This is a genomic window from Allobosea sp. P1_B10 (assembly GCF_056406735.1).
The window spans coordinates 12,402-37,717 of the sequence record NZ_JBFTZP010000016.1; the positions used below are offsets into that span (position 1 = coordinate 12,402).

General features: G+C 65.6%; 27 protein-coding genes. 20 read left to right on the forward strand and 7 right to left on the reverse strand.

From position 1 onward, the window contains the following. The first annotated feature begins 35 nt into the window (after positions 1-35). From AC1D2L_RS22885 to AC1D2L_RS22965, 17 genes are all read left to right on the forward strand, one after another. Positions 36-1,238, forward strand: coding sequence for an ABC transporter substrate-binding protein (locus AC1D2L_RS22885; protein WP_476848208.1), 1,203 nt, complete (start codon positions 36-38; stop codon positions 1,236-1,238). A 263-nt stretch (positions 1,239-1,501) separates the two neighbouring features. Next, positions 1,502-1,870, forward strand: coding sequence for a 30S ribosomal protein S13 (gene rpsM, locus AC1D2L_RS22890; protein ID WP_476848209.1), 369 nt, complete (start codon positions 1,502-1,504; stop codon positions 1,868-1,870). A gap of 108 nt (positions 1,871-1,978) precedes the next feature. Further along, positions 1,979-2,368, forward strand: coding sequence for a 30S ribosomal protein S11 (rpsK, locus tag AC1D2L_RS22895; RefSeq protein ID WP_043237079.1), 390 nt, complete (start codon positions 1,979-1,981; stop codon positions 2,366-2,368). Between the two features lie 133 nt (positions 2,369-2,501). Continuing rightward, a complete protein-coding gene (locus tag AC1D2L_RS22900; RefSeq protein ID WP_476848210.1) occupies positions 2,502-3,518 on the forward strand; it encodes a DNA-directed RNA polymerase subunit alpha in 1,017 nt (338 codons plus the stop codon). Positions 3,519-3,636: 118 nt separating this feature from the next. Beyond that, a complete protein-coding gene (gene rplQ / locus AC1D2L_RS22905; protein ID WP_476848211.1) occupies positions 3,637-4,056 on the forward strand; it encodes a 50S ribosomal protein L17 in 420 nt (139 codons plus the stop codon). 186 nt (positions 4,057-4,242) lie between these two features. Further along, positions 4,243-5,661 carry a Do family serine endopeptidase gene (locus AC1D2L_RS22910; RefSeq protein ID WP_476848212.1) on the forward strand — a complete coding sequence of 473 codons (1,419 nt, stop codon included), beginning with the start codon at positions 4,243-4,245 and terminating at the stop codon, positions 5,659-5,661. Beyond that, positions 5,658-6,965 carry a replication-associated recombination protein A gene (locus AC1D2L_RS22915; protein ID WP_476848213.1) on the forward strand — a complete coding sequence of 436 codons (1,308 nt, stop codon included), beginning with the start codon at positions 5,658-5,660 and terminating at the stop codon, positions 6,963-6,965. Before AC1D2L_RS22910 ends, AC1D2L_RS22915 begins: the two co-directional genes overlap by 4 nt. A gap of 86 nt (positions 6,966-7,051) precedes the next feature. Further along, positions 7,052-7,231 carry a hypothetical protein gene (locus AC1D2L_RS22920; protein WP_476848214.1) on the forward strand — a complete coding sequence of 60 codons (180 nt, stop codon included), beginning with the start codon at positions 7,052-7,054 and terminating at the stop codon, positions 7,229-7,231. 287 nt (positions 7,232-7,518) lie between these two features. Then, a complete protein-coding gene (gene crcB, locus AC1D2L_RS22925) occupies positions 7,519-7,902 on the forward strand; it encodes a fluoride efflux transporter CrcB (protein ID WP_476848272.1) in 384 nt (127 codons plus the stop codon). Next, positions 7,899-9,221 (forward strand): RluA family pseudouridine synthase, encoded by a 1,323-nt coding sequence (locus tag AC1D2L_RS22930; protein ID WP_476848215.1) that lies wholly within the window; start codon positions 7,899-7,901, stop codon positions 9,219-9,221. Before crcB ends, AC1D2L_RS22930 begins: the two co-directional genes overlap by 4 nt. A gap of 170 nt (positions 9,222-9,391) precedes the next feature. Further along, positions 9,392-9,808: a hypothetical protein gene (locus AC1D2L_RS22935; RefSeq protein WP_476848216.1), complete on the forward strand. Its 417-nt coding sequence runs from the start codon at positions 9,392-9,394 to the stop codon at positions 9,806-9,808. 87 nt (positions 9,809-9,895) lie between these two features. Further along, positions 9,896-10,576, forward strand: a complete 681-nt coding sequence (locus AC1D2L_RS22940; protein WP_476848273.1) for an HAD-IA family hydrolase — start codon at positions 9,896-9,898, stop codon at positions 10,574-10,576. A gap of 392 nt (positions 10,577-10,968) precedes the next feature. After that, positions 10,969-11,355: a hypothetical protein gene (locus AC1D2L_RS22945; protein WP_476848217.1), complete on the forward strand. Its 387-nt coding sequence runs from the start codon at positions 10,969-10,971 to the stop codon at positions 11,353-11,355. A 118-nt stretch (positions 11,356-11,473) separates the two neighbouring features. Further along, positions 11,474-13,474: an acetyl-CoA carboxylase biotin carboxylase subunit gene (locus AC1D2L_RS22950; protein WP_476848218.1), complete on the forward strand. Its 2,001-nt coding sequence runs from the start codon at positions 11,474-11,476 to the stop codon at positions 13,472-13,474. A gap of 81 nt (positions 13,475-13,555) precedes the next feature. Then, entirely contained in the window at positions 13,556-14,176 is a 621-nt protein-coding gene (locus AC1D2L_RS22955; protein ID WP_476848219.1) for a glutathione S-transferase family protein, read from the forward strand. Between the two features lie 4 nt (positions 14,177-14,180). Further along, complete coding sequence (locus tag AC1D2L_RS22960) at positions 14,181-14,759, forward strand: lysozyme inhibitor LprI family protein (RefSeq protein WP_476848220.1); 579 nt, start codon at positions 14,181-14,183, stop codon at positions 14,757-14,759. Positions 14,760-14,832: 73 nt separating this feature from the next. Next, a complete protein-coding gene (locus AC1D2L_RS22965) occupies positions 14,833-15,621 on the forward strand; it encodes a YdcF family protein (RefSeq protein ID WP_476848221.1) in 789 nt (262 codons plus the stop codon). 115 nt (positions 15,622-15,736) lie between these two features. Here the strand turns inward: AC1D2L_RS22965 and AC1D2L_RS22970 are convergent, their stop codons facing one another. Both AC1D2L_RS22970 and AC1D2L_RS22975 read right to left on the reverse strand, forming a co-directional pair. Then, positions 15,737-16,033: a DUF3253 domain-containing protein gene (locus tag AC1D2L_RS22970; RefSeq protein ID WP_476848222.1), complete on the reverse strand. Its 297-nt coding sequence runs from the start codon at positions 16,031-16,033 to the stop codon at positions 15,737-15,739. A gap of 31 nt (positions 16,034-16,064) precedes the next feature. Then, positions 16,065-16,757 (reverse strand): DUF599 domain-containing protein, encoded by a 693-nt coding sequence (locus tag AC1D2L_RS22975; RefSeq protein ID WP_476848223.1) that lies wholly within the window; start codon positions 16,755-16,757, stop codon positions 16,065-16,067. A gap of 113 nt (positions 16,758-16,870) precedes the next feature. On the opposite strand from AC1D2L_RS22975, the gene AC1D2L_RS22980 reads away from it, so the two are divergent. The 3 genes from AC1D2L_RS22980 to AC1D2L_RS22990 all read left to right on the forward strand — a co-directional run bounded on the left by AC1D2L_RS22980 (position 16,871) and on the right by AC1D2L_RS22990 (position 19,611). Further along, complete coding sequence (locus AC1D2L_RS22980) at positions 16,871-17,302, forward strand: rhodanese-like domain-containing protein (RefSeq protein ID WP_476848224.1); 432 nt, start codon at positions 16,871-16,873, stop codon at positions 17,300-17,302. A gap of 9 nt (positions 17,303-17,311) precedes the next feature. Beyond that, a complete protein-coding gene (locus AC1D2L_RS22985; protein WP_476848225.1) occupies positions 17,312-17,485 on the forward strand; it encodes a hypothetical protein in 174 nt (57 codons plus the stop codon). Between the two features lie 329 nt (positions 17,486-17,814). Further along, positions 17,815-19,611, forward strand: coding sequence for an ABC transporter ATP-binding protein (locus AC1D2L_RS22990; protein WP_476848226.1), 1,797 nt, complete (start codon positions 17,815-17,817; stop codon positions 19,609-19,611). Positions 19,612-19,626: 15 nt separating this feature from the next. Here the strand turns inward: AC1D2L_RS22990 and AC1D2L_RS22995 are convergent, their stop codons facing one another. The 5 genes from AC1D2L_RS22995 to mgtE form a co-directional block, all read right to left on the reverse strand. Further along, the gene (locus tag AC1D2L_RS22995) at positions 19,627-20,145 is read right to left on the reverse strand and encodes a gamma-glutamylcyclotransferase family protein (RefSeq protein WP_476848227.1); all 519 of its coding nucleotides are present in this window, start codon (positions 20,143-20,145) and stop codon (positions 19,627-19,629) included. Positions 20,146-20,278: 133 nt separating this feature from the next. Next, a complete protein-coding gene (locus AC1D2L_RS23000; RefSeq protein ID WP_476848228.1) occupies positions 20,279-21,451 on the reverse strand; it encodes an isovaleryl-CoA dehydrogenase in 1,173 nt (390 codons plus the stop codon). A 154-nt stretch (positions 21,452-21,605) separates the two neighbouring features. Continuing rightward, positions 21,606-22,583, reverse strand: a complete 978-nt coding sequence (locus AC1D2L_RS23005) for a glycoside hydrolase family 25 protein (RefSeq protein ID WP_476848229.1) — start codon at positions 22,581-22,583, stop codon at positions 21,606-21,608. A gap of 217 nt (positions 22,584-22,800) precedes the next feature. Then, positions 22,801-23,766, reverse strand: a complete 966-nt coding sequence (locus AC1D2L_RS23010) for a glycoside hydrolase family 25 protein (protein WP_476848230.1) — start codon at positions 23,764-23,766, stop codon at positions 22,801-22,803. A 79-nt stretch (positions 23,767-23,845) separates the two neighbouring features. Further along, entirely contained in the window at positions 23,846-25,264 is a 1,419-nt protein-coding gene (gene mgtE, locus AC1D2L_RS23015) for a magnesium transporter (RefSeq protein ID WP_476848231.1), read from the reverse strand. Positions 25,265-25,316: the final 52 nt, after the last annotated feature.

A 25,316-nucleotide genomic window follows, 5' to 3' on the forward strand; every position in this document is an offset into this window, starting at 1 on the left:
TCCCCGCAGCGCGGCTACGCAAGGGAGAGACGCGCATGAGGGTACTGTCATCGATGCTGATGGCCATGTCGCTGGCGGTGCTGCCGTCGGCGGTGGCGCGCGCGCAGGACGCGGTCAAGATCGGCGTCCTGAACGACCAGTCGGGCAACTACGCCGAATTCGGCGGGCTGGGCTCGGTTGAAGCCGCGCGCATGGCGATCGAGGATTTCGGCGGCACGGTTCTGGGCAAGCCGATCGAGCTCGTCGCCGCCGACCACCAGAACAAGCCCGATATAGCAGCCGGCCTGGCGCGGCGCTGGTATGATGCCGACGGGGTCACTGCCATCGCGGACCTGACGAATTCGGCGGTCGCGCTCGCCGTGGCCGGCATCGCAAACGAGCGCAAGAAGGTTGCGCTGTTCAACGGTCCCGCGACGACGCGCCTGTTCAACGAGGATTGCTCGGCGACGGGCTTCATGTGGACCTTCGACACCGCGACCTCGGCCAAGGGAACGGCACTCTCCGTCCTGCGGGAAGGCGGCGACAGCTGGTACATCATCGCGGCCGATTATGCCTTCGGCCACCAGCTCTCGGCCGACATCCAGACGATCGTCGGCCAGAACGGCGGCAAGACGCTGGGCTCCGTTCGGCATCCGCTGGGCTCTGCGGATTTCGCGTCCTATCTACTGCAGGCGCAGGCCTCCAAAGCCAAGATCGTCGCCTTCGCCAATGCCGGCACCGACACGATCAACTCGGTCAAGCAGGCCGGCGAGTTCGGGATCGTCGATGGCGGGCAGAAGCTCGCCGCGATGGTCATTGTGCTCAGCGACGTGAAGGGGCTCGGACTCGACAAGGCCAAGGGCCTGATTACCACCACCGCCTATTACCACGACCGGGACAAGGCGAGCCGCGACTGGGCCGACCGCTATCTGGCGCGGACGAAGTCGATGCCGGGGATGATCCACGCCAGCGTCTACTCCTCGGTGCTGCATTATCTGCGCGCCGTGAAGGCCGCAGGCAGCGCAGCGGGCCCTGCGGTCGCCGCCAAGATGAGGGAGACTGCGGTCGATGACTTCTTCGCGCCGGGTGCCAAGATCCGCGCCGACGGCCGCCTGATGAACGACATGTACCTTGCCGAGGTGAAGTCGCCCGCCGAATCGAAGAATGCGTGGGACTTCTTCAAGATCGTCCGCAGCATTCCCGCTGCCGAGATCATCGCTCCCTTGTCCGAGAGCAAATGCAGCCTGGTCAGCAAGTGACAGGCGGCTAGAGCTGCTATAACTGCGCAGGCGGCCGCTTTCCGGTCCGCCTGCGCAAACCGCGGTTGACTCGTGGCGCTCAAGCGATTAACGAGCCCCATCCGGTTCCATGTGGCGATGCCGACGCCTTCGCGAGAAGGCATGGCGTCGTATTCCCGCTTGGACCCGTTCAACGCCTCGCAGAGGCCGGCCTCCACCGGCGCGAGGTTATTTTCACCCGCCGCCGCGCCATCGGGCGCCTCGGCTAACATGGAGAAGAGACCATGGCTCGTATCGCGGGCGTTAACATTCCGACCGGCAAGCGCGTCGTCATCGGCCTTCAGTACATCCACGGCATTGGCTTGGCCAAGGCCAAGGAGATTTGCGCCAAGGTCGGTATCGCCGATGAGCGCCGCGTCAACCAGCTCTCGGACGCCGAGGTGCTCCAGATCCGCGAAGCCATCGATCGCGACTATCTCGTCGAGGGCGACCTGCGTCGCGAAGTCTCGATGAACATCAAGCGCCTGATGGATCTGGGCTGCTATCGCGGCCTGCGTCATCGTCGCTCGCTTCCTGTCCGCGGCCAGCGCACGCATACCAATGCGCGTACCCGCAAGGGCAAGGCGAAGCCGATCGCCGGCAAGAAGAAGTAATTCGGCGGGCCCTTGCGGCCCGCTTTCTCTCGCCGTCCTGTCCGCCCAGCGGGCAGGCGGCATCCCCAGCGCCTGGCATAACGGGCGCGCCTGAAGGATCACCTTACTATGGCAAAAGAAGCCCAACGCGTCCGTCGTCGCGAACGCAAGAACATCGTCTCCGGCGTCGCCCATGTGAACGCCTCGTTCAACAACACCATGATCACCATCACCGACGCCCAGGGCAACACGATCTCGTGGTCCTCCGCCGGCACGATGGGCTTCAAGGGTTCGCGTAAGTCGACTCCCTATGCCGCGCAGGTTGCCGCCGAAGACGCCGCCCGCAAGGCTGCCGAGCACGGCATGCGCACGCTGGAAGTCGAAGTGACCGGTCCCGGTTCGGGTCGTGAGTCCGCCCTGCGCGCACTGCAGGCCGCCGGCTTCACTGTGACCTCGATCCGCGACGTGACGCCGATCCCGCACAACGGCTGCCGCCCGCGCAAGCGCCGTCGCGTCTGACGTCTGATCTCAAGACATGACGCCGCCAGCCGGCATCATGTCTTAGCTCCCGATTCTCGGGCTTCCGCACCGGCGGGAGCCTGTCCGGGGCGGCCCGCCGCCGCCATTGAATTCAAGCACCAGGAGTGCGGTCGTGATCAGCAAGAACTGGCAGGATCTGTCAAAGCCGAACAAGCTCGAGATCAAGGTCGGAGACGACCCGAAGCGTCTGGCCACCGTCATTGCGCGTCCGCTCGAGCGCGGTTTCGGCATGACGCTCGGCAATGCGCTGCGTCGCGTGCTGCTGTCGTCGCTCCAGGGCGCGGCTGTCACCGCCGTCCAGATCGACGGCGTGCTGCATGAATTCTCCTCGATCCCGGGCGTCCGCGAGGACGTCACCGACATCGTGCTCAACATCAAGGCGATCGCCGTCAAGATGCAGGGCGAGGGTCCCAAGCGCATGACCCTTCGCAAGTCGGGTCCGGGCACCGTCACCGCCGGCGACATCAACACCATCGGCGACGTGTCGATCCTGAACCCCGACCTCGTGCTCTGCACGCTGGACGACGGTGCCGAGATCCGCATGGAGTTCACGGTCAACACCGGCAAGGGCTACGTTCCTTCCGAGCAGAACCGTCCGGAAGATGCGCCGATCGGCCTGATCCCGGTCGACAGCCTGTATTCGCCGGTCAAGAAGGTCTCCTATCGCGTCGAGAACACCCGTGAGGGCCAGAACCTCGATCGCGACCAGTTGACCCTCAACATCGAGACCAACGGCTCGGTGACCCCTGAGGACGCTCTGGCGCTGGCCGCCCGCATCCTTCAGGACCAGCTGGCCGTCTTCATCACCTTCGAAGAGCCGCGCAAGGAAGAGACCGTCTCGACCGCGCCGCAGCTGCCCTTCAACCCGGCACTGCTCAAGAAGGTCGACGAGCTCGAGCTTTCGGTACGTTCGGCGAACTGCCTGAAGAACGACAACATCGTCTATATCGGCGACCTCATCCAGAAGTCGGAGGGCGAGATGCTGCGCACCCCGAACTTCGGCCGCAAGTCGCTGAACGAGATCAAGGAAGTGCTCGCCACCATGGGCCTCCACCTCGGCATGGACGTGACCGGCTGGCCGCCGGAGAACATCGAAGAGCTGGCAAAGCGCTTCGAAGAACATTATTGATCGCGCCGGCGCGGACCCGTTCCGCGCCAGCCTATCCCGCCCGGCGCATGAGCGCCGGAGCATAAAGGACGGCCGTACCGTGGCACGGCGGCCGTAAGCAACTTAAGGAGCCACTCCCATGCGTCACGGTTTTCGCGGTCGTCGTTTCAACCGCTCGGTCGAGCATCGTAAGGCGATGTTCGCCAACATGTCCCAGGCCCTGATCAAGCACGAGCAGATCACCACCACGCTTCCGAAGGCCAAGGACCTGCGTCCGGTCGTCGAGAAGCTGATCACGCTCGCCAAGCGCGGCGACCTGCATGCCCGCCGTCAGGCGATCGCGCAGATCAAGGACGTCGCCCTGGTCGGCAAGCTCTTCGCGGTCCTCGGCCCGCGCTACAAGGAGCGCAACGGCGGCTACCTCCGCATCATGAAGGCCGGCTTCCGCTTCGGCGACAACGCCCCGCTCGCCGTGATCGAGTTCGTCGATCGCGACGTCGACGCCAAGGGCAAGGATTCGGGCCCGGTGCAGTTCACAGCGGAAGACGAAGCGGCCTGAGGCTGTTTCGCCTGACAGCGATATTCTCAAGGGCGGCCCTCGGGTCGCCCTTTTGCGTTTCCGGGGTCATGCGGGGAAGGGGTGTGTCGGAGACGATGATCGATGACACGACGCGGAGATGTCTGGAAAAGGCCGTGTGATCGGCCTATCTCTCGACGCAGTTCGTAGCCGCAGAGGAGATTCCGCATGCCCGGCGCAAAACGCCGTATCGTCGCTTACGCCGTCCTGGCACTTGCGACCTTGCCATTCCCCTCGACAGCCTTCGCCCAGACAAAGCAGGTGCCGGAGACGCGTCAGCAGATGTCGCTGTCCTTCGCGCCAATCGTGCGCCAGAGCGCGGCGGCCGTCGTCAATGTTTATGGCGCCCGGGTCGAGCGCCGGCCGCAGAACCCCTTCATGGATGACCCGTTCTTCAAGCGCTTCTTCGGCGATGGCGGGTTCGGCGTGCCGCGTGAGCGCGTGCAGCGCTCGCTCGGCTCCGGAGTGGTCGTCGATGCCGGCGGGCTCGTGGTCACCAACAACCACGTTATCGAGGGCATGAGCGAGGTCAAGGTCGCTTTCGCCGACAAGCGCGAGGTCGAGGCGACGATCCTGCTGCGTGACCCGCGCACCGATCTCGCGGTGCTGAAGCTCAAGGGTGCCAAGGACCTGATGGCGATCGAGCTCGCGGATTCCGACAAGGTCGAGATCGGCGATATCGTGCTCGCGATCGGCAACCCGTTCGGCGTCGGCCAGACCGTCACCCAGGGCATCGTCTCGGCTCTGGCCAGGACGCAGATCGGCGTCGGCGATTCCCAATCCTTCATCCAGACCGATGCCGCGATCAATCCCGGCAATTCCGGCGGTGCGCTGGTCGACATGCAGGGCCGCGTCGTGGGCATCAACACCGCGATCTTCTCGCGCTCCGGCGGCAGCGTCGGCATCGGCTTTGCGATTCCCTCTGCCATGGTCCGCGTCGTCGTCGAAAGCGCCAAGGCCGGTGCGACGACGGTCCGTCGTCCCTGGTTCGGCGCCAAGCTGCAATCCCTGACCACGGAGGTTGCGGAAGGGCTCGGGCTCGACCGGCCGGCAGGCTCCGTTGTCGCCAGCACGGTCGACAAGGGACCGGCAGCCGAGGCAGGGCTGAAGCGCTCCGACGTGATCCTCGCGGTCGATGGCGTCAACGTCGATGACCCCGAGGCGTTCGGCTATCGCTTCGCGACGCGTCCGCTTGGCGGCGTGACCTCGATCACCGTGCTGCGCGGGGGCCGCAAGGTCGTGCTGCCGGTCAAGTTGATCCCGGCGCCGGAAACCCGGCCGCGCGAGGCTGTGGCGCTGGCTGGACGCTCGCCCCTGACGGGATTGACCGTGATGAACCTCTCGCCGGCCGTTGCCGAGGAACTGGCGATCGACACCGCCAATGAGGGCGTCGTCGTCAGCGAGGTCGAGCCCGACAGCATGGCCGCCCGCGTGGGCTTCCAGAAGGGCGACCTCGTGCAAGCGTTGAATGGCGAGCGCATGGAACGCTCACGCGATATCGAGACCGCCGTGAAGGAGCGCAAGCGCGCCTGGGAGGTCACGATCTCGCGGGGCGGGCAGGTCATCACCTCGGTATTCCCGGGGTGAGCGATCTGTTCGCTGGATCGGGCCTGGACAAATCGGGCCCGCGTCCGCTTGCCGACCGGCTGCGGCCCAAGACCCTGGGCGAGGTTGCCGGCCAGGAGCATCTGACGGGGCCCGAGGGTGCATTGACGCGGCTCGTCGCCTCGGGCTCGCTCGGCAGCCTGATCTTCTGGGGTCCGCCCGGGACGGGCAAGACCACCGTCGCTCGCCTGCTGGCAGGGCAGGTCGATCTTGGCTTCGAGCAGATCAGCGCGATCTTCTCCGGTATCGCCGATCTCAAGAAGGTCTTCGAGTCGGCGCGCGGGCGGCGGCTTGGCGGCAAGGGCACGCTGCTCTTCGTCGACGAGATCCATCGGTTCAACCGCGCCCAGCTCGACGCCTTCCTGCCCGTGATGGAGGACGGCACGATCACGCTCGTCGGCGCGACGACCGAGAACCCGTCCTTCGCGCTCAACGCGGCGCTCTTGTCGCGCGCCCGTGTGCTGACCTTCAAGTCGCTCGACGAGGGCTCGCTGCTGTTCCTGCTTGGGCGAGCCGAGTTGCTGGAAAACCGCCAGTTGCCGCTGACGCCTGAGGCGAGGGAGGCGCTGGCGCGCTTTGCCGATGGCGACGGTCGCGCCGTGCTGACGCTTGCGGAAGAGCTCTGGCGTGCCGCCAAGCCCGACGAGGTTTTCGACGAGGCAGGCCTTGCCGAAGTGATCCAGCGCCGCGCGCCGATCTACGACAAGGCGCAGGATGGCCACTATAATCTGATCTCTGCCCTGCACAAGACGATCCGTGGCTCTGACCCGGACGCGGCGCTGTATTATTTCGCCCGCATGCTGGATGCCGGGGAGGATCCGCGCTTCCTGGCGCGGAGGCTCGTCAGGATGGCCGTGGAGGATATTGGGCTCGCCGATCCGCAGGCGCTCGTTCATGCCCGGGCGGCCGCCGAGACCTTCGAGCAACTGGGCTCGCCCGAAGGCGAGCTCGCGCTCGCCAACACCGTGATCTATCTCGCTACCGCGCCCAAATCGAATGCGGCCTACATGGCCTACAAGAGCGCGCGCCGGGTTGCCGCCGAGCGAGGCTCGCTGATGCCGCCCAAGACCATCCTCAATGCGCCGACCAAGCTGATGAAGCAGGAAGGCTACGGCGCCGACTATGCCTATGATCACGATGCGCCCGACGCCTTCTCGGGGCAGAATTACTGGCCCGATGCGCTCGGACGCCAGCTCTTCTACGATCCTCCGGAGCGCGGCTTCGAACGCGAGATCAGGAAGAGGCTGGAATACTGGGAGAAGCTCAGGCAGGAGCGGGGCGGCTAGCGCCGACACGGCCTTGCCTTTGGCCGGCATCTGTTGCCAATCGGTGCACCGGCCATTCATAGCCTGACGACCAACGGATACCCGACATGCAACTGCTCGCACGCCTTGTCCTCATCGTTCCATCGCTGGTCGCGGGCTGGTTCGTGTCCAAGGACGATGCCGCCTACTGGGTTATCGCCTTTGCGGTAGCCCTGGTATTCGTCGTGCTGACGATCGCATTCGAGCTCTACGTCGTTCCCTGGCTGCGCGGCCGTCGCCAGCCGTGATCCGGTCCACGACGCGCCTCGCTCGGCTGCGCAGTCGATTCAGGGTCTTCTGGCAAGCTACTGTTAAATATACGGTTTCCCTACGAATTGCCTGTCGGCTGAGCGGTCTATGGCAGCACTGTCCGGCAGACGGGCTGCCGGGTGCCTTGATATCCGTGATCCCGCTGGGACGTATTCACAAGGCGGCGCCACAGCCTGCGCCCGCGACGCTGCGTAATAGCCATGGCCGCGCTCGCGGGCAGTGGATTTCGTTTGTGCGCAGCAACAACGCACTCTATTCCACTGGGATGATCTCCTCCGCACTCGTCTTTCTCGGCGCTGGCATCGGCGGCGTGCTGCGGCACGGCGTCAATCTTGCTACGCCGAAATGGCTGGGTATGGGATTTCCCGTCGGTACGCTGGTGATCAACATCGTCGGCTCCGGGTTGATGGGGCTGGTCGCCGGCTGGTTCGCCTTCAAGGCGGGCGAAGGCGTGCCACAGGATCTCAGGCTCTTCCTGACGACGGGCGTGCTGGGTGGGTTCACGACGTTTTCGGCCTTTTCGCTCGATGCGGTCCTGCTCTGGCAGCGGGGCGAAGCCGTGTTGGCGTTGGCTTATGTTTTTGGTTCGGTCGCAGTGTCGATCGCCGCGCTGATCGGCGGGCTCGCGATCATCAGGGGACTGGCATGAGGACTGGTAGCAGGGGGCCAGGCGGCCCCAAGAGTAGCGCACCGAGGGGCGGCAACGGCTCCAAGCGCGGCGGACGTCCGCCGGCGTCGGGCGCGCCACGCGGCAAGCGCCCCGAGGGTGCGCGAGGACCTGCGCGCGCTGCCGGCCGCTCCAGGCCGGCGCGCGAGGAGGAGGTCGTTCGCACCGAGCCGACGCGCAATCCGGCGCCGCATCATCCGGTCCCGAAGGCTGCGGGGCCGCGCAGACCCGTCCCGCGCAAGCCTCCCGTGACAGACGCGCCGACGCGTGCCGAGATCAAGGCCGAGACGGCGCAGGTTCTGGCGACCGGCGTGCAGCAACTCGTTGTGACGGCCGACGAGAACGAGATGCGGATCGACCGCTTCCTCGAGAACCGCTTTCCGCAGCTGTCCTTCAGTCATATCCAGCGCATTGTCCGGAAGGGCGAACTGCGCGTGAATGGCAAGCGTGCCGACAGCAAGGACCGGCTCGAAGAGGGCCAGACCGTGCGCATCCCGCCGCTCAAGCTGGACCCGCAGGAGCAGCGGCCGCGCTCGGCGAAGGCCGATGGCGACACGCTCGAATTCCTGCGCTCGATCACGCTCTACGAGGATGACGACGTTATCGTCCTCAACAAGCCGGCCGGCCTCGCCGTGCAGGGCGGTTCGGGCACCACGCGCCATGTCGACCAGATGCTCGATTCGATGATGAGCAAGGACGGCCAGAAGCCCAGGCTCGTCCACCGGCTCGACAAGGACACCGCAGGCTGCCTGGTCATCGCCAAGTCGCGCTTTGCGGCCGCAACGCTGGCCAAGACCTTTCGCTCGCGCTCGGCCCGCAAGGTTTACTGGGCGCTGGTGGCGGGCGTGCCGCGCGTGCGCCAGGGCCGGATCTCGACCTATCTCGCCCGCGAGGAGGCCTATGACGGCGACCAGCGGATGGCTGTCGCCAAGCACGGCGACGACGGCGCGATGCATGCGGTGACCTATTACGCCGTGGTTGAGACCGCGGCGCAGAAGCTCGCCTGGCTTTCGCTGAAGCCGGTCACGGGCCGCACCCACCAGTTGCGCGCGCACGCCGCCCATATCGGGCACCCGATTGTCGGTGACCCAAAATACTTCAACATCGCCAATTGGGAGCTGCCCGGCGGCATCCAGAACAAGCTGCACCTGCTGGCGCGCCGCATCGTGCTGCCGCATCCGCGCGGCAAGGGCACTATCGACGTCAGCGCGCCGCTGCCGCCACATATGCGCCAGTCCTGGAACCTGGTGGGCTTCGAGGATGAGCGCTACGACCCGATCGTGGACGCGCCTGACGAATAGGGAGTGACCCTGCGTAAGAGAACAGTTGCGGAACAGAATTGACTGTGTTCTAATTTTGTTCCCAACACTCCGACGCAGGTGCTCCGATGACGCGTTTTGCCGTTCTGCTCGCTGGCCTGTCTTTATCACTGTGCCTTGGCGCTTCCGCCATGGCACAGACGCCCAATGTCTTGCCGGCCGCCGCCGCTGCGTCGAACGCTGATGAACCCGTGCCGCGCGCCGTGCGTGCGAAGGCGCGTCAGGACTGCCTAGCCGACAATGTCGCGCTTTCCGGCACCGATCTGCGCGCGGCGATGCGGGAGTGCATCCAGGGCAAGTTTCCAGGCGTGCAGCTCTATGCGCGCGACGGGCTGACGCGCGATGGAAAGCCCACCGCCGTCGCGGCGCGCAGCGCCTGCAAAGATGAAAGCGATGGCAAGTCCTTGAGCGGATCGGCCAGGACGACGGCGCTGGTCGCGTGCTTCAACGTCAAGCGGCCCGATCTTGCAGCGCGCGGGGAATGCCGCAAGGAGGCGCGCGACAAGGGGCTCGAAGGGGCGGAGCTCCGCAAGGCGATAGAGACCTGCACCCGCGAGGCAAAGTCCTGATAAGTCCGCTCCGGCGCGCTTCCGGCGTTTGCCGTGCATGTCCGGTGTGTGGTGGCTGGTCGCCGCGATCTGGGTTACAGCGCCGTCATGAATCTAGTGATCTTCGACCTCGACGGCACTCTGATCGACTCCGAGGCGATCATTCTCGGCGCCCAGTATGAAGCGTTTCGTCGCTGCGGGCTCGTGCATCCCGGGCGCGATGCGGGGCTCGGCATTGTCGGGCTGACGCTGGGCATCGCTCTGATGCAACTGGCCGGTCTGGATACGCCCGATGAGGTGCTGACGCAGACCTACAAAGACGTGTTCGGGGCGATGCGGCGGCAGGCCGAGACCGATCCTGCGCTCGACGAGCCGCTGTACCCCGGCGTCGCCGATATGTTGGCTGAACTGTCCCGCCGACCCGACATGAAGCTCGGGATTGCGACGGGCAAGTCGCGTCGCGGCGTCGAATACCTTGTCGACCGCCATGGCTGGGGGAAGCTGTTCGCCACGGTCCAGACTGCCGACGACGCGCCTTCGAAGCCGCATCCAGGCATGATCCTGCGCGCCATGAGCGAGGCGGGCGTGCGGCCAGAACGTGCGGTGATGGTCGGGGATTCGTCCTTCGACGTGGAGATGGCGGTGGCTGCCGGCGTCGTTCCCGTCGCCGTATCCTGGGGGTTCCAGCCGGTCTCGCGCCTGGTCGCGCTGGGCGCTCAGCACGTCCTGGGTTCTGCCGCCGAGCTTCCGGCGGTCATCGACAAGATCGTTGCCGCGCGGTCGGTGTGACCGCGCATTAGCTCGTCTCGTCGTCACTGCGAGCGCAGCAAAGCACTCCAGCACGATGTAGAGCGCTGGCGCTCGCTGGAGTGCCTTGTCGCGCCTAATAACGAAGAAGCCCACAGCGCTGGGGGCGGCCTCTCCCCGGGAGGCGGTTACGTCTCTGGCGACCGGCGCAGCAGCCGGAAGCCGATCGCAGTAACATCCTCGCAACCACGTCGCGTCAGACCCGGTTTACCTGAATAACCGTTCAGATTTGCGAATTAACCACCTGATGGCAGGTCGGGTCCCATGGTGTTCCTGCAACAGGGACATGCCGGCACATAACAAAGCCGGCCAGGGGTTAAGCCATGATTGGTCATGAACTTCGTGAATTCGTAGATCGCGTGATGGATTGCCAGGTGATCAGCGATGAAGACGTCAAGATGCTTCAGCGCGAGATCTTGGTCGACGAGCTGATGACGCGCGAGATCGTCGATGTTCTGGTCGCGCTCGATCGGGCCCTGCCTGAGAGCTGCGCCGCCTTCGCTGATTATCTCGTCGCACTGACCGTCGATCATGCGGTCTGGGAGTGCCGTCCGACCGGCATTGTCGATCGCGACAAGGCGCATTGGCTGCTGTCGACCCTGAGCGCCGGCGAGGGCCCGACCACGACCGCCAAGCGCATCGCATTCGAGATCGTGCGCGAGGCTGAACGCTGCGACGAAACCCTGCTGGGCTTTGCCCTCCAGCGCGGTTCGCAGAAGCAGCACAGCTTTCGCCAGGAGCGCATGCTGCTCGCGAGCTGAGGCGAGGGGCGAAAGCCGCTTGCAAGAGGGCGAAGTTTTGCCTCAATGGATGCCGGCTGCGGCGTCCACCAGAACCCCGGCTACGACATTGGTCTGAAATTGCCGGGAGACGCGACGCATGTTCACGAAGATCCTGATCGCGAACCGTGGCGAGATCGCCTGCCGCGTCATCAAGACGGCCCGCCGCATGGGTATCGCGACGGTCGCGGTGTATTCGGACGCCGATCGTGACGCGCTCCATGTGGAGATGGCCGACGAGGCCGTGCATATCGGCCCTGCCGCCGCCGCGCAGTCCTATCTGCTGATCGACAAAATCGTCGAGGCCTGCAAGGCGACCGGCGCGCAGGCCGTGCATCCCGGTTACGGATTCCTGTCCGAGCGCGAGGCTTTTGCGCAGGCGCTCAAAGACAACGGCATCGTCTTCATCGGTCCCAATCCGGGCGCCATCGCCGCGATGGGCGACAAGATCGAATCGAAGAAGGCGGCGGCGGCCGCCAATGTCTCGACCGTGCCTGGGCATCTGGGCATCATCGAAAGTCCAGAGCATGCCGTCGAGATTGCCGACGGCATCGGCTATCCCGTGATGATCAAGGCCTCGGCCGGCGGCGGCGGCAAGGGCATGCGCATCGCACATTCCTCGGCCGAGGTGGCTGAAGGCTTTGCCCGCGCCAAGTCGGAAGCGGCGTCCTCCTTCGGTGATGACCGCGTCTTCGTAGAAAAATTCATCGTCGACCCCCGCCACATCGAAATCCAGGTGCTTGGCGACAAGCACGGCAACGTTATCTATCTTGGCGAGCGCGAATGCTCGATCCAGCGCCGCAACCAAAAGGTCGTGGAGGAGGCGCCGTCGCCCCTGCTCGACGAGGCGACGCGCCGGAAGATGGGCGAGCAGGCGGTCGCGCTGGCCAAGGCCGTGAACTACGATTCGGCCGGTACCGTCGAATTCGTCGCCGGCCAGGACAAGTCGTTCTACTTCCTGGAGATGAATACGCGCCTCCAGGTCGAGCATCCCGTCACCGAGATGATCACCGGCGTCGATCTCGTCGAGGAGATGATCCGGGTCGCCTATGGCGAGAAGCTGCGTCTCACCCAAGCCGACGTGAAGCTGAACGGGTGGGCGGTCGAATCCCGCGTCTATGCCGAGGACCCGACGCGTAACTTCCTGCCGTCGACCGGCAGGCTCGTGACCTATCGCCCTCCGGCGGAGGGACCCGACGGCGAGGCCACGGTTCGCAACGACACCGGCGTGTTCGAAGGCGGCGAGATCTCGATCTATTACGACCCGATGATCGCCAAGCTCGTCACGCATGCACCGACGCGCGCCGCGGCGATCGAGGCGCAGGGCCGGGCCCTGGACGCCTTCGCGATCGACGGCATCCGCCACAACATTCCGTTCGTCTCGGCACTGATGCACCATCCACGCTGGATCGCAGGCGACCTGTCGACCGGCTTCATCGCCGAGGAGTTCCCGGAAGGTTTTGCGCTGCCGCAGCCCAACGGTGAGATCGCGCTGCGCATGGCGGCGATCGCAATCGCCTGCGACCACCGCATGAACCAGCGCAAGCGTCACGTCTCGGCGCAGATGCAGGGCTGGCGCAAGGTCGCCTTTGACCGCACGCGCATCGTCGCGCTCGGCGGCGAGCGCTTCGAGGGTGAGGTCACGGAGCAGGGCGGGGCGGTGATCATCGCCTTCGGCGCGCGGAGCATCATGGTGGCAAGCGAATGGATGCCGGGCGAGCCGGTCTGGCGCGGTACGCTGGACGGGGTCACAGTCGCGGCGCAAGTGCGGTCGATCCTTAATGGCGTCTCGCTCGGCCATGCCGGCGCCTATGCGAACGCTCACGTCTACACGGTGCGCGAGGCCGAACTCGCGGCGCTGATGCCGGAGAAGGTCGCGGCCGATACCGGAAAATTTCTGCTCTGCCCGATGCCGGGGCTGGTGAAGGCGATCTCCGTCACTGTTGGCCAGGAGGTCAAGGCCGGCGAGGCGCTCTGCATGGTCGAGGCCATGAAGATGGAAAACGTACTTCGCGCCGAGAAGGACGCTACCGTCGCCAAGATCCTGGCGAAGGAAGGCGATTCGCTCGCCGTCGATGCGGTGATCATGGAATTCAAATGATCGCGACGCCGGCTGGTGGTCTTGCCATCGCCGGCGTGCGGTTCGAAACTTGCTCCTGCGACGACAAGTGATGGGACTTTCATGCTGACGATCTGGGGGCGGATAAGCTCCGTCAATGTGCAGAAGGCGGTCTGGGCTGCCGGCGAGGTCGGCCAAGTTTTCGAGCGGATCGACCTGGGCGGCGCGTTCGGCGGCAATCGCGAGCCGGGCTATCTCGCCAAGAACCCGAACGGCCAGGTTCCCGTGCTCGAGGATGGCGAGACCTGCATCTGGGAATCCAACAGCATCGTGCGCTATCTCGCGGCGCGCTATGGCGCCGGCTGGATCTGGGAAGAGGATCCCGCGCTGCGCGCCGAGGCGGACCGCTGGATGGACTGGATGATCTCGGAGTTGCAGCCGGCGATGACGCCTGCCTTCTGGGGGTTGGTCCGGACGGCCCCCGAGCAACGCGACACCGCTGTGATCGAAGCTTCGATCGCCAGGGCCGAGGCGAAGATGGATATTCTCGAGTCGCATCTGGCGCACCGCAGTTTTCTTGCGGGCGAGCGCTTCGGCATGGCCGACATCACCGTGGGGCCCGGCGCCCATCGTTGGCTGCACATGCCCGTCACACGCGCGCGGCGGCCCAATCTCGAGCGCTGGTACGCCACGATTTCCGCGCGGCCGGCCGCTGGGCCGGCCCTGCCTCTGCCGATCGCGTGACGCGATGACACGTCGCCTTGCTCCGGCCGCGATGGCGATCATGATGAGGGCGATGAGCATGATCCGCCGCGCCTTTGCCGTCTCTGCCATCACTGTCGCGCTGGGCGGGCCGCTTGCCGCGCAGACCCTGCCGGCGCCGGCGCCGAGCCCGACGATCACTGCCGATCGTGCGCAAATGGACGAATGCCTGCGCCAGAGCGGTGCGGCCCTGACCTCCTGCATCGGCGCGGTTGCGGTGGCCTGCGTACGCGCCGCCGGCGTCAATCGCAGCGATGCCGAGCAGGGCTGTGCGAGGCGGGAGGAGGCCGTCTGGCGCGAGCGGCTGAACCAGGCCCTGCAGGTCACGGGGCGACCGCTCGACGCCGGGCAACGTAGCCGGCTGGCCTCGCTGCACCTGGCTTGGGAAGGCTATATCGCCCAGAAATGCGCGTTCTATCGGTCGACGCAGCCGTCGGCCGTCCAGATGGGGCGACAGGCCGGCTGCGAGTTGCGCGAGGTTGCCCAGCGCGCGCTCGAACTGCAACGCGCCATGCCGAGGCCGACACAGCGCCGCCCGCAGTCGCCGCCGCAGATCATACGATGACGAAGGCGCCGAGCGGCGTTAGCATCCTGTCAGCTTTGGCAGGTTATGCCGGTCTTCTGTCTGGAGCCCGGCGATGTTCTTTGTTCTGTCGAAACTCGTCTGGTTCGTCGTCTCGCCGGTCAATCTGGCGATCCTGCTCGCGCTGCTTGCCGCAGTCTTGTCCTTCACCCGGTTTGCGCGTGCAGCGCGCTGGCTTGGTGTCATAGCCCTTGGCGCTCTCGCCCTGATGGCGTTCAGTCCGCTGCCTCGCCTTGTGATGTGGCCGCTGGAAAACCGCTTTCCGCAGCAGGACGCCGCGCAGCAGCCGGTCGACGGCATCATCGTGCTGGGCGGTGCCATCGGCGTTGCACGGGGCGACGTGGTCATGACCACGGCGGCCGCACGCATGACCAAGGCTGTCGAACTGGCGCGGTTGCACCCACAGGCGAAGCTGGTTTTCACGGGCGGCGCTGCGAACCTGATCTCGCCGGTGACGAAGACGGAGGCCGATGGCGCGAGGTTGCTGTTCGAAGGGCTCGGCCTGCCGCAGCAGCGCATCATCCTGGAAGACAAGTCACGCAACACCCGCGAGAACGCGACTTTCACGCGTGATCTCGTCGCGCCCAAGCCGGGCGAGCGCTGGCTCCTGGTGACGTCGGCCTGGCACATGCCGCGCGCAATGGGTGTCTTCCGCAAGGCCGGCTTTGCCGTCGAGGCGTTTCCGGTCGACTTCCTGACCGAGCGCGAGCTCTCGAAATTCATCCGGGTTTCGGGACGCGCGCCGCGCGGGCTTTCGATTGCCGATGACGGCTTCAAGGAATGGGCCGGCCTCGCCGCCTATTGGCTCGCAGGCTATACCGACGCGCTGTTTCCGGGGCCTTGAGGGCGATCATGGCCTGAAGGCCGCTTCGTGAGGGCTCCGTAACGCTGCACCGTGATTCTCTCAGCATCTGCGGCCAAGCCATTCGCAACAAAGGACTTCTCGGAATGACTGCTGGTCACGCTCCAGGGGCGTCATTGTCAGCACCCTGTTCTTCGTCGGGCAGGGCTAGCCGGTAGACGCCGCGGAAATCGTCGGGGTCGACCGGGTGGCCCTTTCGCAGGATGACCAGCCGGCCTTCCTTCATCATGCGTACCGCAACGCGGCGCAGCGGCTGCATCAGCGGACCCCAGCCATCGGGATGGTCGCCCCCGACAACGCGCGCCGCATCCGCGGGCGAGATGGTCTTGCCGGGCCCGCGCGCGGTCACCAGCGCCAGGATTGCGGATTCGAGTGCCTCAGTCTGATCTGTCATCGCGACGAAAGAGGCCCGCCAGCGGGATTCGTCAAGGCGTTCCTGGATGGCTGAAGACGCGCGACGCGTCGGAGGCGAACTGACGGCGATACATCGCGACCAGGACTGCTGCCGTGAAGATCATGAAGGTCGCGGGGCCCAGGAACCAACCCATATAGGCAAGGGCGAAGAAGAAGGCGCGCTGGCCGCGGTTGAAATGCCGGCCTGCGGCGATGTTCATCTCGGTCATCTCGTGAACGGCCCGCGAGGCGTCCTGCGCATCCTGACCGCGGGCGGGAGGCATCGCGCCGATGAGAATGACGCAGTAGTTGAACAGCCGATAGCTCCAGGCAAACTTGAAGAAGGCGTAGCCGAAGATCACCGCGAGCCCGATGACCTTCATCTCCCAGGCCGAGCGCGCCGTCACTGTGCCGAAGGGCAGGTCGGCGAAGATCGCGACGACGCGATCGGTCGATTGCAGGAGCGACAGGGAGCCGCCGATCGCGATCAGCGAGGTGGAGGCGAAGAAGGCGGTGCCATTCTGCAGCCCGGTCATCACCTGGGTGTCGACGATGCGGTTGTCGCGGTTCATCGCCTCGCGGACCCAGCGGGCCCGTCGCAGATTCATCCGCATGTTCAGGCTTTTGCCGGCGTGGGGACCCATCTCGACCGCAAAATGGTACCCGATCCAGGAACCGGTGAAGAATATGAAGCCGACGATGTCGAACGTAGCGAATCCGATCATGCCGGAACTCCTTTGCACGCGACTCTGCTTTGCCGCGATGAATGCGGCAAGCGCTGGATTGACGCGGTGCAGGCGCGCCGCCACGGTGCCGACTCGCTAAGGAGCCGCGCGCCATGCCGCAGACGATCACCAAGGGCTACAAGGCGCTGGTCGCCGAGGCCGAGGCCAAGGTCACCACGCTTTCCGTCGCGGAGGCGAGCGCGCTGCAAGGCCGCGACGATGTGGTCTTCGTCGACCTGCGCGACCCCCGCGAACTCGAGCGGGACGGGCGCATGGCCGGCGCCTTCCACTGCCCTCGCGGCATGCTAGAGTTCTGGATCGACCCCGAGAGCCCCTATGCCAAGCCAATTTTCCAGGACGACAAGCAATTCGTCTTCTTCTGTGGCGGTGGCTGGCGCTCGGCGCTGGCTGCCGAAGTAGCGCAGGAGATGGGGCTGAAGCCCGTCGCTCACATTGCCGGCGGCTTTGCTGCCTGGAAGAAGGCCGGCGCGCCCTTCGAGGCGGCGGCGCCGCGCGAAGGCGGCAAAAGCGGCCACAAGGGCTGAGTTGGCATATTGTCCCACATACTGATCGTCGCGCTCGTCATAGCGTTCCTGTTCCGCAAGCCGCTGGGGCGCCTGCTCGCGAGGCAATTTCCTGATCGCGCAAGGCGCCATCAGATCGTCGGAACCGTCATCCTCGCCTTCGCGCTGGTAATCGGGGTGCGGTTGCTCGCGCTCTTCTGGTGAGCGCTGCAGCGATACTTGTGTGACGTCGCTGCCGCACTCCGCGAACTTCGCATCGACATGCTCTTGCCAGAGACATTCCGATGCGGCAGTTTGGGTGCCCTGATCCAGGAATCAGGGCCGGCTCCAACTCGAGAAAGGGAGGGCTGAATGGAATTCATGATCATCGCCACTCCCCCGCGAATGTCCCGCCGCTAGGTCGGGTTCGCGCGCGGCCCGCCTGAAGGTGCGGCCGGAGCCCCTTTCCATCGCGTTATGTTCTTCGCGGATGACAGGCCGATAGGCCGTCTTCGCCGTTCTGGAGTCGACTCCGTCACGGGTCGGAAGATTCTATGTCCGAACAGTCAAAGACCGGTCGGCCCGAGCCGTTCCGGGCCGTTCTCGGCTTCACTTTCCGTCACTGGGCCCGCCAGCCCCGCGCCGTCGGCATCGTCGCGGGCTCGATGATGGCGGCCACTGTCGCCGACCTGTTCATGCCGCTCTATGCCGGGCGGCTCGTCGATGCCGTCGCGGGGCAGGGGGCTGCCGCGCTGGAGGCGGCGCTATGGGCGCTGGCCGCGATGCTCGCCCTTGGCGTCTGCGCCGTGCTGTTCCGCCATCTCGGCTTCATCGGCATCACCGGGATGACGCTGCGCACGATGAGCGACACGGCGCAGGAGGCGTTTTCACGCCTGCAGCGGTTCTCGACCGACTGGCACGCCAACAACTTCGCCGGTTCCACCGTGCGCAAGATCACGCGTGGCATGTGGGCGCTAGACCTGCTGACCGACACGATCCTGATCGCGCTCCTGCCCTCGCTGGTGGTGTTGCTTGGTACGACGGTCTTGCTTGCCTGGCACTGGCCGGTGATGGGGTTGGTCGTGATGACCGGAGCGCTGGCCTATGTCGGCATCACGGTGGTGCTGTCACTGAACTATGTCGCCCCCGCGGCTCGGCTCGCCAATAGCTGGGACACCCGCGTCGGCGGTGTGCTGGCCGATGCGATTTCGTGCAACCCGGTCGTGAAGGCCTATGGCGGCGAATTGCGAGAGGATGCCCGCATCGCTGGCGTGATGGCGAAATGGGCGCTGCGAACGCGTCGGACCTGGGTGCGCGGGACGATCTCGGGCACAGCGCAGCAGATCGTGCTGCTGTTCATGCGCGGTTCGGTGGTCGGGCTGGCGATCTGGCTGTGGGCCAGCGGGCAGGCCAGCCCCGGCGATATCGCCTTCGTGCTGACGTCCTATGCCGTCGTGCATGGCTATCTGCGCGATGTCGGCCAGCATGTGCACAACCTCCAGCGGTCCGTGAACGACATGGAGGAACTGGTCGCGATGCATGACCAGCCCTATGGCGTGCCGGACCGAAAGGGCGCGAGCGCCATGCGCGTCGCGGGCGGGGAAATCGCTTTCGAGGACGTGACCTTCCATTATGGCGGCCATGTCGAACCGCTCTATCGGCAGTTCTCGCTGACGATCGCGGCCGGCGAGAAGGTCGGTCTCGTGGGGCGGTCGGGTTCGGGCAAGACGACCTTCGTCAAGCTGGTGCAGCGGCTCTATGACGTCACCAGCGGGCGGATCGCGATCGATGGGCGCGATATCGCCACCGCGACGCAGGCTTCGCTGCGCGCGCAGATCGCGATCGTGCAGCAGGAGCCGGTGCTGTTCCACCGGTCGCTGGCGGAGAACATCGCCTATGGCCGCCCCGGCGCGTCCATGGCCGAAATCGAGCAGGCGGCGCGGCTGGCCAATGCGCATGAGTTCATCATGCGTCTGCCCAAGGGATACGCCACGCTGGTCGGAGAGCGCGGCGTAAAGCTTTCAGGCGGCGAACGGCAGCGGGTGGCGCTGGCCCGTGCCTTCCTGGCGGATGCGCCGATCCTGATCCTGGACGAGGCGACTTCCAGCCTGGATTCGGAATCAGAGGCGCTGATCCAGCAGGCGATCGAGCGGCTGATGCAAGGCCGCACCACGATCGTGATTGCGCACCGGCTTTCGACGGTGCGCGCAATGGACCGGATCCTGGTCTTCGATCGCGGCCGGGTGGTCGAGGAGGGGCCGCATGAGGCGCTGCTGCAGCGGGAGAACGGCGCCTATCGCGGGCTGTTCGAGAAGCAGGTCAACGAACTCGCAAAGGGGCTGGCGGCATGACGCGCCGCCGGCCTCTCACTTCGGCGCGAGTGCTCTCGGCCTCACGCCCGCCACCGGACCGGGCGGCAGATCGGCCTTGAGGTTTTGATTCAACGCTTTCGCATCGAGAGTCGGCTTGCTCAGAAAGCGATTCATCGCGGCGATGTAAGCGTCTGGCAACGCCCTGTGTTTTGCTGCCGCGATGACGTCCTCAAGATAGCCGGGCTTCGGCCGACCGACCGTGCCTGAGCGGCCAACATAGACCAGTGCCCGCTTGGCGCCGCCGGGCACGATCACCGGCTGGTTGATCTTGGCGTAGAGCCCGCTGGCGATTTCCTCGAACTTGTCGAGCGCCCGGACATCGCCCAGCGCGCAATCCCAGAGCACGCCATGCACCTCCTCACGCGGATCGCGGATCACCGAGGCATAGCCATCCGTGGTGACGATGAAGCGGTGGCGCGGCAGGCGCGCGAGGCCCAGCGGCTTCGAGTTCGGGCAGCGCTGCGCCATCGCAGCGACGTCCATGTTGGCGCCATAGGCGAAATAGAGTGGCATTGGGGCCTCACGTCATTCTCGGGCGGAGCGAGGCGGAGACCCGAGAATCTCTCGGGAGGTCCGGCGCATTGTTACAGGAGCCATCTCGTCGCGAGATGCTCGGGTCAAGCCCGGGCATGACGGCCCGCAGCCTTCACTTCGTCTTCTGGAACAGCTCCCGCCCGATCAGCATGCGGCGGATCTCGCTTGTGCCCGCCCCGATCTCGTAGAGCTTTGCATCGCGTAGCAGGCGCCCCGTGGGATAGTCGTTGATGTAGCCGTTGCCGCCGAGCAGCTGGATGGCGTCGAGCGCGATCTGCGTCGCCTTCTCGGCCGAGATCAGGATCGCGCCCGCTGCGTCCTCGCGGGTCGTCTCGCCGCGGTCGCAGGCCTTCGCGACGGCATAAACATAGGCCTTGCAGGCGTTCATCATCACATACATGTCGGCGAGCTTGCCCTGCACGAGCTGAAACTCGCCGATCGACTGGCCGAACTGCTTGCGCTCATGGACATAGGGCATGACGACGTCCAGCGCCGCCTGCATGATCCCTAGCGGCCCGGCAGAGAGCACGACGCGCTCATAGTCCAGCCCCGACATCAGCACGTTGACGCCGCGCCCGACCTGGCCGAGCACGTTCTCCTCGGGAACCTCGCAATCCTGGAAGACGAGCTCGCAGGTGTCGGAGCCGCGCATGCCGAGCTTGTCGAGCTTCTGATGCGTCGAAAAGCCCTTCGTGCCCTTTTCGATCAGGAAGGCGGTGATGCCCCTCGAGCCGGCAGCCGGGTTGGTCTTGGCGTAGACGACCAGCGTCTCGGCGATGGGGCCGTTCGTGATCCACATCTTGTTGCCGGTGAGGACGTAGCGGTCGCCCTTCTTCTCGGCGCGGGTCTTCATCGAGACGACGTCGGAACCGGCGCCAGGCTCCGACATGGCCAGCGCCCCGACATGCTCGCCCGAGAGCAGTTTCGGCAGGTATCTGGCCTTCTGGGCCGCGTTGCCGTTGCGGTTGATCTGGTTGATGCAAAGGTTGGAATGGGCGCCGTAGCTCAGGCCGACCGAGGCCGAGGCGCGCGAAACCTCCTCGATCGCCACGACATGCTCGAGATAGCCGAGCCCAGAACCGCCATCGGCCTCCGGCACAGTGATGCCGTGCAGGCCGAGCGCGCCCATCTGCGGCCAGAGATCGCGCGGGAACTGGTTCGTCCGGTCGATCTCCTCGGCGCGCGGGGCGATCTTTTCCTGCGCGAAGGCCTGGACGGTGTCGCGGATCGCGTCGGCGGTTTCGCCAAGGTCGAAGTTGAACGGGCGCGGCGCGTTGGCGAGCATGGGTCTGCCTCCCGGCTGATGGGCCTGCACTGCGGGCAGGCGTTTCCAGCTTTATAGCGCGCTTTGGGGCGCTGTCAGGCGCGTCGCTTGCCGATCCCGGATGTGTGTGAATGCCTCGGCTGGCCTGTCGGAGCTCGGGGAGATCGGGGCCGGCTCAGCCGTCGTCGCCGCGCGCCGCGAGCGAGCCCGTTACATTTGGATCGCGATTGGCCGTCGCGCGCCCCGGGATGCGGGCCGGTGGCAGCATCCTGAGTGCTGCAGCGCCCGCCGCCTTGGGCGCAGTCGTGCCCGCCGAGGTGGCTGGGCCTTTGCGGCTGGCGACCTTCGGCTCGCCGCCATGCCATTTCCGCGTTCCGATGTCGAAACGCCCCTCGCGCCACGCCGCGAATTCGCGCTCCGAGCCGAAAAAGGCGTTACGATCGACGTCGCCGGTGATCCCGGGCACGCGGCCCGTGGTCGTGAACTGCCAGAATTCCCACTTCTCGCGGTTATAGCGATGCTTCAGCGGCGCTGCCGTCGAGCGCAACCAGTAGGGGTGGTGGTTGAGTTCCCCTTCCAACACGTCCTCGTGGAAATTGATGTCGGTGTAGATGACCGGCTTCTTGCCGGTGTGCTGGTGCAGAGCAGCTAGCAACTCCTGGATCTTCGCCATCGCCTGATCCTTGGAGATCTTGCGGGTGCATTGCGAGCCGTTCTGCCATTCGACGTCGAGAACCGGCGGCAGCGCATCAGCCTCGCGCGGGATATGGCGCTTGATCCAGCGGGCCTGGTCCCTGGCCGAACGGCACCACCAGACAAAATGATAGGCGCCGCGCGGCACGCCGGCTTTCTTGGCCTCGGCCCAGTTGCGCTTGAAATTGGGATCGAGATGGTCGCCACCTTCGGTCGCCTTGATGAAGGCGAAGCGGGTGCCGGCATCCTTGACCTTGGCCCAGTCGATCTCGCCCTGCCAACGCGAGACGTCGATGCCCTGGATCACGCTGCGCCGGGCTTCACGCACGCCGGCGTGCGGATCGGCATCGCCCTTCTTTGGATAGAGTGCCAGCGCCGGCGAAAGAAACGCGGCATATCCAGCCGCTATCGCAAGCGCGCACATCATGCTGCGCCTGAAATGAGTTGCTGCTGTCGGCATTTGCGTCTCCATCACGAGATCCAGATGGAAGCCGCGTGGTTAAGGCCCGGTTAGATTTGGCGGGCTTTCGATCGGCTTGCTTCAGCGTTGGTTAACCGCGGGGCGTCGGCAGGTGCCAGGCGCGGTAACCAGTCGGACAGGCGCGCGCCGGCTGGCCGGGGCACGCGACGGGGGTTCGCACTGGAGGGTCGGAAGGCCTCGTGACCTTGGCTGCCGGTCAGCGCCTGGCGGGCTGGAACGGGCTCAGATGCAGCGAGGAGGGCACGGGATTGAGCGCGCCGGGAATAATCGCCACGGGCGCGTCGGGATCGACCGGCTCTGGCGGCGGGGCGGGGGGCTGGTTGACGATGCTCGGGCTCGGCTGTGCCGGAGACTGGCGGCGCTTGGTCCAGCCGCGCGTCCCGATATCGAACTCGCCGTTGATCCAGCCGATGAACTGCTCTTCGCTGCCGAAGAAGGCGTTGCGATCGACATCGCCCCTGATTCCGGGAACGCGGCCGGTGGTGGTGAACTGCCAGAATGCCCAGGGGCGGCTGTGATAGCGCGTCTCGGGTAGGGCGGCCGTCGAGCGGATCCAGTACGGGTAGTCGTTGAACTGGCCTTCCAGCACGTCCTTGTGGAAGGTGATGTCGGTGTAGATGACTGGCTTCTTGCCCGTGAGCTGCTCGAGCTCGGTCAGCATGAGCTGAATCTTCTCGAGCGCGAGCGCGCGGTCGATCTTCTTCGGGCAGGTCTTCGAGTGTCCGTTCCACTCGACGTCGAGGACCGGTGGCAAGGCTTCCGGGTCGTTGGGGATGTGCTGCTTGAACCATACCGCCTGCTCATGGGCAGGCCTGCACCAATAGACGAAATGATAGGCGCCGCGGCGGACGCCGGCGCGGCGCGCTGCGTCCCAGTTGCGCTGAAACGAGGGGTCGACGTGGTCGCCGCCTTCGGTGGCCTTCATGTAGGCGAAGCGCGTGCCTGCCGACTTCACCGAAGCCCAGTCGATCTCGCCCTGCCAGCGCGAGATGTCGATGCCCTGGATCGCGTAATTCTTCGCGGCCGCGACGCCCGGGTGAGGGCGGTTGTCGCCCTTGAGGGGATAGTTGCCCTCCATGGCGACGCAGCCGCCGAGCAGCGCGAAGGCGACTGCGGCGAGCAGGGCTGAGGAGCGGGGCCGGAAATTACGCAAGGCTTTCATCTCGCGCAGAATTGGGGAGAAAACTTGACGTCCGGTTTACGTTACCAAATTGGATCGCGATGTCGCGCGCTTTTGGTCTTCAGCCGAGCCCGAGCCACAGCGTCGCGATGCCGAGGAAGGAAAAGAAACCGACGACGTCGGTCACGGTCGTGACGAAGGTTCCAGAGGCGATAGCCGGGTCGATGCCGCATTTGTCGAGCGCGAGCGGAATCAGGACGCCGGCAGCCGCTGCCGAGATCAGCGTGACCACCATTGCGATTCCGATGACGACGCCCAGCCCCGTGCTCCCAAACCAGAGCGCTGCGACCACGCCGGTGATCACGGCGAAGCCGACGCCGTTCAACAGGCCGACGATCATCTCGCGATTGAAGAAGCGGCGCAGGTTCCAGGCGCCGAGCTCGCGCGTGGCGATCGCGCGCACGGCGACCGTCATGGTTTGGGTCGAGGCGTTGCCGCCTTGGCTGGCCACAATCGGCGCCAGGATAGCGAGCGCCACGAGCTTCTGCATCTGCTCCTCGAACAGGCTCATCACCGCGGCCGCGAGGAAGGACGTTACCAGGTTGACGAACAGCCAGCGGAACCGGCTTTTCGCGATCTCGGGCACGGGGTCGGACAATTCTTCGTCGGCGTTGACGCCGCCGAGTTGCTTGACGTCGTCGTCGACCGCGTCCTCGATGACATCGACGATGTCGTCGATGGTCAGGACGCCGACAAGCCGGCCGGCATTGTCGATGACCGGGCTCGCGATCAGATTATAGCGCTGGAAGAGCCGGGCGACGTCCTCGATATCGTCCGTGGCGTGAACGGCGCGGCTGTCTTCGTCCACCAGGGTCGCGATCGCAACGGGGCGCTGCGTGCGCAGCAGCCGGTCGAGCGGCACCGAGCCGACGAAATGATGCGCTGGGTCCGCGACCAGCACCTCGAAGAAGCGTTCGGGCAGGTTCTCTGTCTGGCGCAGGTGATCGATGGTCTGGCCGACGGTCCAGAAGGCCGGCACGGCGAGGATCTCGCTCTGCATGCGCCGGCCGGCGCTGTTCTCGGGATAATCCAGGCCCTGCTGCAGGACGATGCGCTCTGCCGGGGAGAGATGGTCGAGGATCTCCTGCTTGTCGGCCTCCTCCATGTCCTCGAGGATGTAGACGGCATCGTCGGTGTCGAGATCGCGCACGCCCTCTGCGACGGCCTTTGGCGACAGCTCCTCGAGAATCTCCTCGCGAATCGAATCGTCGACCTCGGTCAGCGCGGCGAAGTCGAAGTCGGCGCCAAGCAGCGAGATCAGGCGCGGGCGCTCCTCGGGGTCCAGCGCCTCGAGCAGCGCGCCGAGATCGGCCTCGTGCATGTCGGCAACGACACCGCGCAGCGTCGTCAGGTCCGACAGCAGCAGCGCCTGCGAAACCTGTTCGACGAAATCCGAATCGATCTCGCCATTCGCATCGCGAAGTCTGAGTTCGGCCGCCTCTGTGGCCGATTCCGGGGGAGCTGTTTCGGTTTCCGCCATCGGTCCGGCTCCGCGACTCTGAGGGAAAGGGGGTGAGGCCCTTGTGTCAGCC